Consider the following 12,985-nt stretch of genomic DNA (forward strand, 5'->3'; position numbering starts at 1 on the left):
CTTTATGCATATGGTACCTTAATGAAAAATGACGAATCGTCAAAAACCATGAAAGAGGATAAATCATGGATGGAATACCCAGTTTCACTGAGCTTTATCGTTATTCGGATAATGCCTACTTTGCAGATAACTACACCAAAGAAATAGATTATCAGGGCGAATCTGCCATGGAGGTTTATCTCCGGGTAATGAACAGCACACCGGATTGGGTGAACAAGCTGATGAAAATCCGCAACGAAGTGGTTTCGAGAATGGGCTTAAAACACCTTGGTAATCTCGATGATTTTTACCCGAAGAAAACGGCTGATGACTATCAAGTGGGCGATAAAGTCGGCATTTTCGAAATGATCTACAAGTCTCACTCGGAAGTGATCATGGAAGACAGAGATAAACATCTGGATGTGAAGTTGTCATTCTTTGTTGAACCTCACGGTGATAAAGCCTTGGTGACGGCGAGCTCTGTTGTTCACGTTAAAAATACCTTTGGCAAGGTATATATGTTTTTCGTGGGTCCGGTACATAAAATCATCGTGCCCGCGACATTGAGAAAGCTCTGAAGCTTGTTACAAGGTGATGGGAAAATATGGTGTGTGCGACTTTGGCTGTGCTGAAGAGTTCTTCGATAAAACGCCGGGGCTTGCCAAGCAACTTAAGTTGCCTCCCAATAAGTCTAATGCAAAAAAGCGATCCGTTAGATGCGTGATAACCCCCTGATTTGAAAGAATCTTGGCTGTATCAAAGCCCACATGAATTTGGTATCTGCTTTAACAAAGCGTTCAACCTGATATCTTGCCCGCGAAAACACTAAGTCGGCTTCTTGGCGGTATCGTTTTCTTCAGGCTTTTTGTTAGCCTTAGCGATGTCGTCAAGCAAGTCATTAATCTTCGCTACTTCTTCATCAGAAGCTGCGTCCAACAGAGCTTCTTGCAACAGGCTATTTATTCGCTCCTTCCTCAAAATCAAGAGATCATGAAGCGAGTAGGCAATTTCTAATCGCCGTTTTGGGAACTGCTCAATCAAGTGACGCAACATGTTTCCGCTTCGTTTTGGATAAGCGAGAACAATGTTCTTTGCCACGTCATTCGCGTTAAGCGAGGAGCCTTGGAGAGCAAGTTTAATCAGGATGCCTGGGTCTGACGGATTCTGACCAAGCGCTGCAATCAGAAGTTTTAGCTCTGGGTTAGCTTTGTCGATATCCTCGAAGTCCATCATGGGGTCATAGTCGCTGGCGCTACCCAGTGGTTGAACGTTAACTTTGAAGGTGGAAGCTGCAGGCAAGGTTTCCGTCCGAACAAAAAGCTTGCGTGCCATCAGGAACAAAAACACAAAAATATGCACGGTGATGATGTAGTAATACAGCCAAACCACGCTGAATTCATTCATCAAAAAACTCGCCACGATGGGCCCAATAACACCGCCGATACCTAGTAAGATTTGCATTGTGCTAGTGGCTGGCATGGCCTCTTTTGAATCAATGTGGTCAAACACCTGCGTGACGGCGAGCGGAAACAAGGCCACACCTGAGCCGCCAGAAATCCAGAACAGCACGGCGAGAATTTCAATTGGGTAGGGATAAAAGTTATCCAAAACAATTAGGCTGTTGCTGATGATCCCCATAAACATCAGACCTGATGCCACGACACGCTTATCGTAGCGATCTGCCAACCAACCCGTTGGAAACTGGGTCAACAAGCCGCCCATTTGGTAAGAGCCTAGGATTATTGACAGCCAGATACCGGAGATCCCTTTGCTGTAGGCGTAAAGAGAGATAAGTGAAACGCTGGCGGCGTTAATCAACCCAGCACAGAAACAAGCGAGCGTACCTGAAGGAGAGTATTGCCATAGCCTTTTCAGCGATATCGGAGCGGCTTTTTGGGGCAATTCGGGTGCAGGTAAGCGGCTCATCGACATGATGATAAGGGAAACACAAAGGAATACCGAAATCACCCCAAACAGCCGTGGGTCGTTTTCGTTAAACGCACTGAAGAGAAAGGGAGCGGTACCGAATCCAATCGCAAAACAGATCTGGTAGGTGCCGTAAACACGGCCTCGGTTACTTCGGTCACTCAGTACATTGAGCCAACTTTCCAGTGTGATAAATGACGTGACATAGCAGAAGCCTGCAATTGCGCGCAGGGCGGCGGTAACAACAATGTCGGTAGTGTAGCTATGAACAACAGACACAATCGACAGGGTTGCCGCCATGGAGGCGAATGCGCGGATGTGTCCGGCTCGGAGCACTGCCCGGGAACCAAACAACCCGGCACAAATTGCGCCTACAGCAAACATACTCATTGCCAGACCGATATCGGCTGTCGGGTAGCCGTTTTCCTTCATGCGGATAGGTAGCATGACAAAAAAGAGGTTGTGGCTGATAGCAAACCCAAATATCGTGAAGAGTATGGGTCGTATCCGTATGAATATATTCGCTTTCATGTCCGTATATGCCGAGTAGTGCCAGCTCCGAAAAAGAATGAATTGGAGCTTTGTTATGCATGGTTTAAAGAGCAAGAAAATGAAGTTTTTATGAGGGTTTTCTATCAAACCGGCTCTGAGCTTCAAAAATGCGTGTTAGCCTAAAAATGTTACCACTGAGAGAACATGGAAATGAGAGAACTCAAAGGCTTTCACTGCTGGCTCTCGTAAATCCGACATGTTTCTTATTCATGAATGAGTATGGTCTAGTTTTGCTAAAATTGAGGAAATGAATCATGGAAAGCTTTCGCGTATCCAACCAATTAGAACACATGAATATCGACCTCATTCATCAGATGATATCAGAGTCCTATTGGGCAAAAGGCATTCCAAAAGCGACGTTAGAAAAGGCGTTGGTACATTCTCTCTGTTTTGGCGTGTTTGACGAAAACAACACTCAGGTAGCGTTTGCCAGGATGATCACTGACCGGGCAACATTTGCCTATCTGGGAGATGTTTTTGTGGTAGAAGAGCGTCAAGGTGAGGGGATAGCTAAAGTATTGATGGATAGCATTGTGGCACATCCTGACCTACAAGGTCTTCGTCGAACCATGCTGGCAACCCGTGATGCACATGGGTTATATGAAAAGTATGGTTTTACGCCGATTGCCAATCCTGACTCATTAATGCAGATATGGCACCCAGACATATATAAATGAAACGCGATCAGAGGTTACTAATATTCTGAAGTGCACGAGTTTAAAGGAATAGGAATGACAGCGATAAGAAAATTCAAACGGGAAGATGAAAGTGACGTGCTTGAAATAATATTGGTGGAAGAACAAGTCAAATTTACAGCGTCACCAGAACATTTCATCAGTGATGTTGATGAAAACATCATTCGCTTTCTGATTGTCCAAGATGATCTCATTGTTGGCTACTTCAAAATTGATACTGCTTTTAATTCCGAAATAGTTGGCACTGGAAATAGAGGGGTAGGACTTCGAAGTTTTGCTATTGATCGTCGCTACCAAAGAAAGGGGATCGGTAAAAAGGCGGTCTCATTATTGGCAGATTCTATCGCCCTTGAGTTCCCTGACGTCTCTTGGCTCTATCTGACGGTGAATTGTAAAAACGCGGCTGCTTATCAGACATACCTTAAAGGGGGCTTTGAAGATACAGGATCGCTGTATCAAGGTGGTCCTGTGGGACCTCAACATGTGATGAGGATGAGGTTGCATAAATAAAGCCACTGAAACAGACATCCATTCAGTCTTTGTCCGAATGGGTAGGCGACAATAAACTGAATACATTTATTGATAGTTTGAATTTAAATGCTCTCGTATGTTTATCTATTCTGTTGAACTTGTCAGTTAATACTATTGGATGCTGTTTCTTGTTTAAATAAATAACTAAAATTACTCGCTAATTTTATTTCTTTACAGTCCTATCTCATTTTACAAACTTTGACTGTGGAATGAGTATTATATTTTTATTGTTGGCCATATTTCTTCTTGTTAATAAATTGTGACGTTCCTTCCTTTAATAAAGTTTAAATAAAATGAATTTCTGGAAGATTAATGAACTGGGTGTTTGACTGAACTCGTCAACTAAAAAGGACGACAAAATGAAAACATTCAACGTTAGTACAAAGAAAGTGTTAGTGGTGGCAATGAGTGCCGCATTACTGACGGGCTTTGCAGGCTGTGAAGACCCAAGATGGGTAGCGAACAAAGTCAGCAAAGCAATGAAAGAGAAAAACTTGTTTGACCATCTTGAGGCGCTCGAAGCAGCTGCCATTCCAACACCGGATGGTAATTCGATTACCCGTGCGGCGGGTACTGATGGTTATGCAAATTCTGCTGACTACATTAAGCAGACGCTAGAAGAACATGGCTATGAGGTGACACTGCAGGAATTTGATTTCCGCAGTTGGGTTGAACTTGATGGCACGACCCTTAGCGTCAATGGGCAACAACTTGTACATGTCCGTGAAGCGACAGACGACATTCCCGCAGACTATGCCGCAATGTCTTACTCAGGCAGTTCTGATGGCGCTATTAGCGCTGACATTGCTTTTGTAACCCCCGATTTTGATTTTGACTCGCCTGATTATGATGACACTGATGGCTGTGAAGCATCAGACTTTGATGGCGTCGATGTGACAGGCAAAGTTGCTGTTATTCAACGTGGTGGCTGTACGTTTGATTCCAAGGTCGTTAATGCTGAAAACGCGGGTGCTGTTGGTGTAATCGTATTTAACCAAGGAAACAACGATGGTCGTAAGAGCGTGGTGAATGGTACCTTGGGTAGCGACTCAGAAGCCACCATTCCGGCATTTGGTGCACGTTATGACCTCGGTAAAGAGTGGTATGACGCTTTGGAGTCAGGTGCGATTACCGCTGCACTTTCTGTTCAAACCGAGGACGAAATTGTGGTGACGGAAAACTTACTGGCTGAAACGAAAGCAGGCGACCCAGATCAGATTGTCATGGTTGGTGCGCATTTAGACTCAGTACAAGAAGGGCCAGGTATTCAAGACAATGGTTCAGGCTCAGCTGCGATTCTTGAATACGCTATCCGCCTCAAGAAGAAAATGAAGCGATTGTCAGTCACGCAGAAAAACAAGGTGCGTTTTGCTTGGTGGGCAGCGGAAGAAGCCGGCCTTGTGGGTTCTGAATATTACACAGGAGAGGTGTTTGGTGCTTATTACGCGGATGCGCAAGCTCAAATCATGGAAGAGTTGGGAATTACGGACCCAAGCGAGCTAACCGCTGAACATCGTGAGTTGATTGAAGCACGCTATCTGGAAATCAATCCAGTTAAGATGTATCTGAACTTCGATATGATTGGTTCACCTAACTACATCTACGGTGTCATGGATGGTGACCTGTCAGATACTAAAGACAGCCCGGACAACGCTTATCCTGGTGACTTTGAGCCACCGGAAGGTACGGGGCATATTGAAGGTTTGTTTAACGAGTTCTTTAATGACAAAGGTGAAGTGACGATTCCTCAGGCGTTGTCGAAGCGTTCAGACTACTCTGGCTTTGCTGATTGGGGTATAGCATTTGGTGGTTTGTTCACTGGTGCAGAGAAAACTAAGTCAGCAGAGGAAGTGGAACAATTTGGCGGTGAAGTAGATGTTGCCTACGACAAGTGTTACCACCAGGCGTGTGATGACATCAATAACGTGAACAGTGAAGCGATGACAATGAATTCGCGCGCGCTCGCATACGTAGCAACCTTCTACGCGATGAGTGAAGATCTTTATGCTGATGATAAGAACCAACAGGACTCAGCGCCGGAGATACGTACGCGTAGAGCGCTGGCGGTTAATGACGGACATGAGCATGAGCACCGTATTGGTGAGAAAATCAAGTCAGCCTCACGTGAAGTGGCTGATCACGGACACTTCCATGGTGACTTCGACCAAGACCGCAAGTAATAGAAAGAGTTAGACAAAAAAGGAGCCGCCAGGCTCCTTTTTTGTCTTCAATTTAAGACGCTGAGGTGTCAAGTTTTAAGCTACCCTTGCTTTGTTAATGCAAGGAGCAAAAAAATAAAAGTACTTAGGGTGATACTCTTTTCGTCAGTGGCCATGAGTGTAATTGGTTGTTCAGGGATACCAAAAACCGCAGAAAATTTGCCGCTTGCAAATGGAACAGGAGCTGTTGTCATTCCCGTTAACATGGAAAACACATCGGAAAGTAAAAAATATCCGTGTCGGTCTATATCGTTTGAAGTTAAGAAGGTATTCCGCACTCCAGATGAGCTCGATAAAAGCGAACCACGAGAGATTTATCTTTACGATAAACCCGCTTACGGTTTAATCACTGATTTAGAGCCTGGAGAGTACATGTTTGATGAATTCAAATGTCATGCTAACTATCGTCGGGTTTTCAACGGTGGCCAGTCTTATATTGTAAAACGCGCTAATGTTTATTTTGATGTGGAGCCAAACACAGTCACAGTGTCAAGCCAGACATTCGTGGGTAAAAGTGAGTATGACGCATCAGGCTCATCATCGTTTAGTGCTCGTTTCAACTATGTCACTGAACAGGACAAGCAAAAAGCTCTCAAGGCGCTAGAGGAAAAAGGAATTCCGTCTGGTTGGAGCTTAAATTTTTAGTCCGAAGCGTAACTGGAAGGGCACGCTATTCATCGTGTGCCCTGATTTCAGTAGGCGTCATCCCCAATTCCCTCACCAGTGCCCTGCTGAGAGTTCTTCCAGAAGTAAACCCTAACGACAGTGCAATTTTGTCTATAGGATCTTTGGTATATCTCAGCGCATTATATGCTTTTAAGCGACGCCAGTGGCTAAGGTAGGCGATGGGTGCCATACCTAACGCATCCTGAAAATGGCGAACCAGTGTCGCTTTCGACATGCCAACCTGACGCCCAATCTCTTCAAGCGTCCAGTCTTTTCCAGGTTCATGATGCATTAGCATGAGAGCTTGATGAATGCGTTTGTCTTTTACAGCTCTCAGAAAACTGAAGTTTTTTCACTTTCGATTAAGAAATGAGACATTATCTTCAAAAATAGCACTTCCGTAAGTTTGTCGACGATAGCATTTTTACGATATCCATGCTCCGCTATTTCCTTGTTAATCAAGATGACGACCTGCCAGATAGTGCTGTCGTGTGCGATGTTGTTTAGGTGAATAATCGGTGGTAACGCATCAATAATTGGATGGCTTAAACCGGCATCGAACATGATAAGACCGCACATTAGCGTGTGAGTGGTTGGCCCTTCCTGAAATAGCGGCATACCCAGTTCGCATGCGTCTTCAGCAACGCTGCTCAAGGTTCTTTCGTTCTCCGGACAATCCGCTAACCAATGTGCATCTCCGCTGGGGAGCAGGAAGATATCCATCTCATTAGCATGTAGAGGTTCAGCATTATCCAGCCCCACGAAGCAACTGCCTTTCAGTGCGATGTGAAACCTCGGGAAACCTCGCTCCTCCAACGTTATTCCCCATGGCGCGCTCAGGTCAGAACTGAAAAAGATATTCCCTCTAAATCTAAGATTTTCAAAAACATCTGAGAGATAACTAAAGGTTTCTTCGCTTTTGATTCCCTGAGGCACTGATCTGATTCCCTACGAGATAATGGTGATTGCTAATTTAGCCTAGACTGATGCTCAATGCTCTCCTATTGAGAGTTTTAACTGTAATTAAGGTGAGAAAATGGAAGTAAAAAACATTGCAAATGCAAATTCGTACATACCTCTAATCCTAGCATCGGTAATGGGTATAAGTGGGTTCGTTTCAACAGCTGCTATCGCCAAGGACTACTTCACTGTTAAAGATGGAGAGCTACAACGCCCTAAGGGATATCGCGAGTGGGTATATGTAGGTACACCAGTTACGCCTAACGACATGAATAATGGCAAAGCTGCATTCCCTGAGCATCACAATGTGTATATCGACCCAGAAAGCTGGGCAGTTTGGAAGGAAAAGGGAGAGTTCAGAGATGGGACTATCATCATCAAAGAACTTGTGAGTGTTGGTAGTAAAGCGGCTGTGAGTGGCAATGGCTATTTTCAGGGGGATTACATAGGTCTTGAAGCCACTATTAAGAGTAAAAGTTTGAACCCGGATGAGCCAGGTAATTGGTCTTACTACAGCTTTTCAACGCCAGATCATAGCTCATTGACCGATACGGCAAAGGCTTTTCCTACCGCAGCCTGTAACGCTTGTCACCAAGCATCAGCAGCCGATGACTTTGTTTTCACCCAGTATTACCCTGTGTTACGTGCTGGTAAAGCGAAAGGTGAGGTTGCCACTGGTGGATATAGCTCTAGCCTCAAATAACTCGATCGTATAGAGGAGTGATTATATGAAGAAGGCGTTTCTTGTCTGCTTGCTCGCCGCAAGTGCATCATTTGCCGTAGTAGCAAATGATACGTTTTCACCTTACGTAGATGATAAAGGAAATATCGCTTTCCCCAAAGATTTCAGAACGAACATGGTCCATTTAGGATCTTGGTTTGTTCCTGAAGGCGGTGCAAGCGGTTTCCATGGTGTTTACACTGAAAAAGAAGCAGTGGAAGCATTTCGCAAAAACGGTAAATTCCCAGACGGTGCGACCATCGTTAAGGAGTTGCGTGCTCATAATACGGGTAACTACACAACCGGTACTGGTGTTAGTCATGAAACCGCTGATCTCAAACAATGGTTTGTCATGGTGAAAGACGGCGAAGGCCGCTTTTCCGACAATGGTTCGTGGGGTGATGGCTGGGGCTGGGCTCTGTTCAAAACGGACGACTTGAACAAGAATGCTTCTGCTGATTATAAGACGGATTGTCTTGGTTGCCATTTACCGGCAAAAGCTAACGACTGGATTTATACGGAAGCTTATCCAATCCTGAGCGAATAGCAAAACAGGTTAATTGATAAACAAACCCCGTAAGAACAAGTCAGCCAAAAGGCTGGCTTTTTTGAATCCTATGAATTCTTTTTAACTTCCTCGATATGTTGAATACCCATAAGGGGAAACAAGTAGTGGGACGTGATAATGCTGATTGTGGTCAGAAACGCCAAACCGAATCACGATTTCGTCAAGAAAAGGCACGGTTTCCAACAGCGTATTGGTATTTCTGAAGTAGGCAGCGGTAGCGAAGACAAGCTGATATTGACCGGAAGTGAGTAACCCTTCATCAATAAGCGGGGAATCAGTTCTTCCATCATTATTCGTGATGGTCGTAGCCAGTGGCTGAAGGCCTTCATCGTCTATTCGGTAGAGCGATATTTTTACACCATTTGCAGGTTTCCCACTCGCGGTGTCCAGAACATGCGTCGTCAGTTTTCCCATTTATTCACCCCAGTGTGAGACGTCGACTTTCTGCAGTTGTATGTGAGAGTGACATAAGCCAGTCTTAACAAAAACTTAGCATTTGCTGCGTCAATATCCCAACGCAAAGTGACAAAAGTTTGAGCAAGCGCGAAATGCATTTGAATTTTCGATACTTTTAAGGGGGCAGCCGGGCCTTAATGACCCGGCTTTGAGTTAAGCGTGTTGCAATACAGGGCGGACAACAGGTTTGTCATTAATCGGCAAGTGGATCAGCGCAGCGGCGAACGCAAGAACGATAGTTGCCCACCAGATTGGCTCATAAGAACCGTAGTAGTCGAACACACGTCCGCCAACCCATGCGCCAATGAAACTGCCGATTTGGTGAGTGAAAAATACCATCCCATATAGCGTCGACATATAACGTGGACCGAAGATCTGGCGCACCAAACCGGATGTCAGTGGCACTGTGCCTAACCAACAAAAGCCAATTGCCGCGCCGAAGATTGTCGCTGTATGTGTCGTCAAAGGTACGGTAATAAAAAGTGTCAGAACGACAGAGCGCACAAGGTAAAGCAATGTCATCACATAGCGCTTGTTAAATCGGTCACCCATTAGGCCCCAGAAATAAGAGCCAAAGATGTTGAAGATACCGACATAGGCTAATGCCATCGCAGCGGTATTTCCCGGCAAACCCTTGTCTGCGATATAGCTCGGTAGGTGAGTCGCGATAAACATCACTTGGAAGCCACAGACGAAGAAACCAGCATGGATCAGCCAATAACCGGGATGACGAAATGCTTCAGCCATTGCTTCTTTCAGCGTTTGTTCTGGTTCCGCCTGTCCGCCTGTTAATGAAGAAGGGTTCGCGGTTTTCATGAAAACTGCAAAAGCGATCATCAGCGTACAGAACATCGCAAACACCTGCATGGCAGTTTGCCAATCGTAGTATGCGAGCAGCGACTGAGCGCCTGGGATAACGGCGAACATACCGAAAGATCCCATGGCTGTTGTTAGACCAAAGGCTTTTGCGGTGTGCTCTGCTGGCACTACTTTGGCAACTGCACCTAACACAATGACATAACTTGTGGCACTTAGGCCTAAACCAATCATCACACCCATTGAGACGTACAGCACACCGGTTCCGGTTGCAACGGAAGTCAGGTAAAGACCCAGTGCGTATGCAACACCACCCAGAGTGATGATACGCTTAGCGCCGAATCTGTCCGCAGCCATGCCCACGAAAGGCTGGAAAAGTCCAAACAAAAGGTTTTGAAGGGCAATAGCAAGGCTGAAAAATTCTCTGCCTGATTGGAAAGTGTCTGTGATAGGCATCATAAAGATACCAAAAGATTGCCTGATCCCTAGGCTGATAATCAAAATCCCTATCCCCAGCCATATGAGCGGCGGGAAACGGAAGATACTCATTAATATACCTTTGTTTATTTTATTGAGTGAGACCTGTGGGTCTGGTGTTCGTTATTCATTTGATGGTGTTGATGGCATCCGCCATCTACGGCGTAATCCGTAAGAGCGCGTTGTAAAGGCGTGCAATATTGAACGCTCACCAGAGTGACTGTCAGTACCAGTAACCACCTGACAAGCTGGGCAAAAAGCGATTGTGAAAACATAGTGCCTCAAAGCTAAACGCAAAGGGCGTGTAGGGTAGGGATATTCAAGACATGAAGCAAATGAATTCGATGCAACCTAGCCATGCATGAAACGCATTGGCGACCTCTGCTTGCGAGCATCTTCAGGGTGTTTGGTTATATGTTCCCGGACACCATGTATACACGGTGTTGACGTCGGTAGCTGGCATTTTTAGGACTTTGTTACTGCATCTGATTTCTCTCTGTTTTAGTGCAGCATCGATCATTTCATTGGTAGGAAGCTCAGCGAAATCAAGAATTTTATCGACAATCCGCTCTGGCGTAGCCACAAAATCCTCATAATTTACAGATAACATATTTAAATCTAGTTCTGTTGCTTCGGCCATGGTGGTTTGAATGAGTTTGTTGAGCTGGAATGCCGTTCCTGCCACAGCATGACCGCGCAGGCGGTCGTATTGAGCAAGTTCCTGCAATGAGTAAGCGCCGCGCCACCACAGGAGGTTTTTACCTTGATACTCCCACTCCTCTGTTGAAATCATGGAATGCACTGTCGAGGCTGGGTCACGGCAAATATGTACAAATTTAGCATCCGGGAAAAGACTGTTCAGATAACAAAGGCGCGAGGGGCCTGTAAATCGCAATGCAAGGCGGCTTCGGCCAGAGAGCTCAATGCGACGGCTGAGAATCTCCCTGATGGAGGATATTTCTACTGGCGTGGCGTGTTTACCTCTGGCAAAGCCACGATAAAAATCGACTTCTTCTCGGGTATAGTCATCCCAGAAATTCATAACCTCTGACGGCGCAGGAGAGAACTCTCGTGCCAGCGAGCCCAAAAATGAGTTGTCTTGCAACGCCTTGTTTCGGAAAGCACATTTACGTTTAAAAAGGCGGTGTTGGAAATCAGATTTGGGATGCTTTTCAAAGCTATCATCAAGCCAACAGATTTCATCATGATGCATCACGATATCTGATATCAATGTCACCCCTGAACGTGGTGGCCCTACAAAGATAAGCGGTTGATTTAGCGTTGAGGCTCTGTTCATATCAACACTCCTTTTGATTGATATGCATCAAGGAGCAATTAAGATGCCAGAATAAATAACTTATTAATTCATAGAGATAAAACGGTATGAGGTACGGAGTATCATCTTGGGTTGCAGAATGAGAATACGAAATGGCGATTCCTGCGCGCATCGCCACAACTGCTTCTGATTTTAGGATATTTTTGAAGAACCTATTCTTGTTGGATACGGCAGAAATTAAAGATCAACGAAATTGCCTGCTTTCGGTCTCCTTCCCCCAAGTTTTCCAGTGAGTTGAGCGCCTTGTTGACGACCTCGTCACCGGCCTTATCGCGAAGACGTTCAATCAACTGAGTAAGAAAATCCGGCGTGAATTCAGGGTGGCATTGCATTGTCAGGGTTGTTTTTGATTTTTGAGTGATGGCGATAGGACAAAAGTCTGAGCCCGCGACTACCTCGAATCCGTTTGCCGGAGCAATAACCTGATCCTGATGACACGCAATCAAGTTTAATGTGCCAGTAAACTTGGTGTTCAAAGTGGTTGGTTGGTTTAGTGTTTCTATGGCATAGACACCCATTCCCCAGCCTTTTTCGGACTTTTCTACACATCCACCCAGTGCGTAATGGATAAGCTGGTGGCCGAAACATATGCCAATCATTGGCTGATTGGCGTCATCACAATCCCGGACAAACTGGGCGACCACCTGAATCCACGGGTCAGTATCGTAAACTCCCCACTTACTACCTGTCACTAGCCAAATGTCGCAATCGCCAATGGAGGAAGGGTATTCTTCCTCGTGACAACGGTAACTTTTGAATGCTGAAATACTGCTCCTCTGAAACATACGCTTGAATGCATCATCATAATGTCCGTACTTCGCGATAGAGTCGGGGTAGTGATCGTCGCAGAGTAAAATGCCTAGCTTCATGTTTAGAATATACTCCTTACCACGTTGCAGTAACAATAGTGAGTTAGGGAAAACTTGGCTTCAAAAGCAAGATTTCACTAACTAAACGTGTGGGTAAACGATAATGGATGAACTAAAAAGCATAAAGTATGCCGATAAAGAATATCTGTGTGTCACGCTTTTTAGATATTCGGAAAGAAAAGTGAAAACTGGTTGTAGATAGTAACGTTTTGTA

General features: G+C 45.2%; 14 protein-coding genes. 7 read left to right on the forward strand and 7 right to left on the reverse strand.

The genetic code is table 11. The features are described from left to right. The first annotated feature begins 65 nt into the window (after positions 1 to 65). Positions 66 to 557: a DUF2867 domain-containing protein gene (locus tag GMA8713_RS17375; RefSeq protein WP_062712685.1), complete on the forward strand. Its 492-nt coding sequence runs from the start codon at positions 66 to 68 to the stop codon at positions 555 to 557. Between the two features lie 247 nt (positions 558 to 804). Here GMA8713_RS17375 and GMA8713_RS17380 read toward each other — a convergent pair whose 3' ends face one another. Continuing rightward, positions 805 to 2,436: an MFS transporter gene (locus GMA8713_RS17380; RefSeq protein WP_062712687.1), complete on the reverse strand. Its 1,632-nt coding sequence runs from the start codon at positions 2,434 to 2,436 to the stop codon at positions 805 to 807. A gap of 275 nt (positions 2,437 to 2,711) precedes the next feature. On the opposite strand from GMA8713_RS17380, the gene GMA8713_RS17385 reads away from it, so the two are divergent. From GMA8713_RS17385 to GMA8713_RS17400, 4 genes are all read left to right on the forward strand, one after another. Beyond that, positions 2,712 to 3,134, forward strand: a complete 423-nt coding sequence (locus GMA8713_RS17385; RefSeq protein ID WP_062712688.1) for a GNAT family N-acetyltransferase — start codon at positions 2,712 to 2,714, stop codon at positions 3,132 to 3,134. 54 nt (positions 3,135 to 3,188) lie between these two features. Beyond that, positions 3,189 to 3,662 carry a GNAT family N-acetyltransferase gene (locus GMA8713_RS17390; RefSeq protein WP_062712689.1) on the forward strand — a complete coding sequence of 158 codons (474 nt, stop codon included), beginning with the start codon at positions 3,189 to 3,191 and terminating at the stop codon, positions 3,660 to 3,662. A 380-nt stretch (positions 3,663 to 4,042) separates the two neighbouring features. Next, positions 4,043 to 5,863, forward strand: coding sequence for a M28 family metallopeptidase (locus GMA8713_RS17395; protein ID WP_062712690.1), 1,821 nt, complete (start codon positions 4,043 to 4,045; stop codon positions 5,861 to 5,863). A gap of 153 nt (positions 5,864 to 6,016) precedes the next feature. Then, entirely contained in the window at positions 6,017 to 6,547 is a 531-nt protein-coding gene (locus GMA8713_RS17400) for a hypothetical protein (RefSeq protein WP_157515668.1), read from the forward strand. Positions 6,548 to 6,572: 25 nt separating this feature from the next. Here the strand turns inward: GMA8713_RS17400 and GMA8713_RS28155 are convergent, their stop codons facing one another. Then, the gene (locus GMA8713_RS28155; RefSeq protein ID WP_232314471.1) at positions 6,573 to 6,860 is read right to left on the reverse strand and encodes a helix-turn-helix transcriptional regulator; all 288 of its coding nucleotides are present in this window, start codon (positions 6,858 to 6,860) and stop codon (positions 6,573 to 6,575) included. A gap of 41 nt (positions 6,861 to 6,901) precedes the next feature. Then, the gene (locus GMA8713_RS28160; RefSeq protein WP_232314472.1) at positions 6,902 to 7,504 is read right to left on the reverse strand and encodes a cupin domain-containing protein; all 603 of its coding nucleotides are present in this window, start codon (positions 7,502 to 7,504) and stop codon (positions 6,902 to 6,904) included. Positions 7,505 to 7,604: 100 nt separating this feature from the next. Between GMA8713_RS28160 and GMA8713_RS17410 the strand changes: the two genes are divergently transcribed. Beyond that, the gene (locus GMA8713_RS17410; protein WP_062712692.1) at positions 7,605 to 8,231 is read left to right on the forward strand and encodes a cytochrome P460 family protein; all 627 of its coding nucleotides are present in this window, start codon (positions 7,605 to 7,607) and stop codon (positions 8,229 to 8,231) included. Between the two features lie 25 nt (positions 8,232 to 8,256). Further along, entirely contained in the window at positions 8,257 to 8,796 is a 540-nt protein-coding gene (locus GMA8713_RS17415; RefSeq protein ID WP_062712693.1) for a cytochrome P460 family protein, read from the forward strand. A gap of 81 nt (positions 8,797 to 8,877) precedes the next feature. On the opposite strand, the gene uraH is transcribed toward GMA8713_RS17415, so the two are convergent. The 4 genes from uraH to GMA8713_RS17435 all read right to left on the reverse strand — a co-directional run bounded on the left by uraH (position 8,878) and on the right by GMA8713_RS17435 (position 12,771). Then, complete coding sequence (uraH, locus tag GMA8713_RS17420; RefSeq protein WP_062712694.1) at positions 8,878 to 9,231, reverse strand: hydroxyisourate hydrolase; 354 nt, start codon at positions 9,229 to 9,231, stop codon at positions 8,878 to 8,880. A 195-nt stretch (positions 9,232 to 9,426) separates the two neighbouring features. Next, positions 9,427 to 10,638: an MFS transporter gene (locus tag GMA8713_RS17425; protein ID WP_062712695.1), complete on the reverse strand. Its 1,212-nt coding sequence runs from the start codon at positions 10,636 to 10,638 to the stop codon at positions 9,427 to 9,429. A 325-nt stretch (positions 10,639 to 10,963) separates the two neighbouring features. Further along, positions 10,964 to 11,863: a sulfotransferase gene (locus tag GMA8713_RS17430; protein WP_062712696.1), complete on the reverse strand. Its 900-nt coding sequence runs from the start codon at positions 11,861 to 11,863 to the stop codon at positions 10,964 to 10,966. A gap of 191 nt (positions 11,864 to 12,054) precedes the next feature. Then, entirely contained in the window at positions 12,055 to 12,771 is a 717-nt protein-coding gene (locus tag GMA8713_RS17435; protein WP_062712698.1) for a glutamine amidotransferase-related protein, read from the reverse strand. Positions 12,772 to 12,985 lie beyond the last annotated feature (214 nt).

Origin of the sequence: Grimontia marina (assembly GCF_900060185.1) — a bacterium.
Lineage (GTDB): Bacteria > Pseudomonadota > Gammaproteobacteria > Enterobacterales > Vibrionaceae > Enterovibrio > Enterovibrio marinus.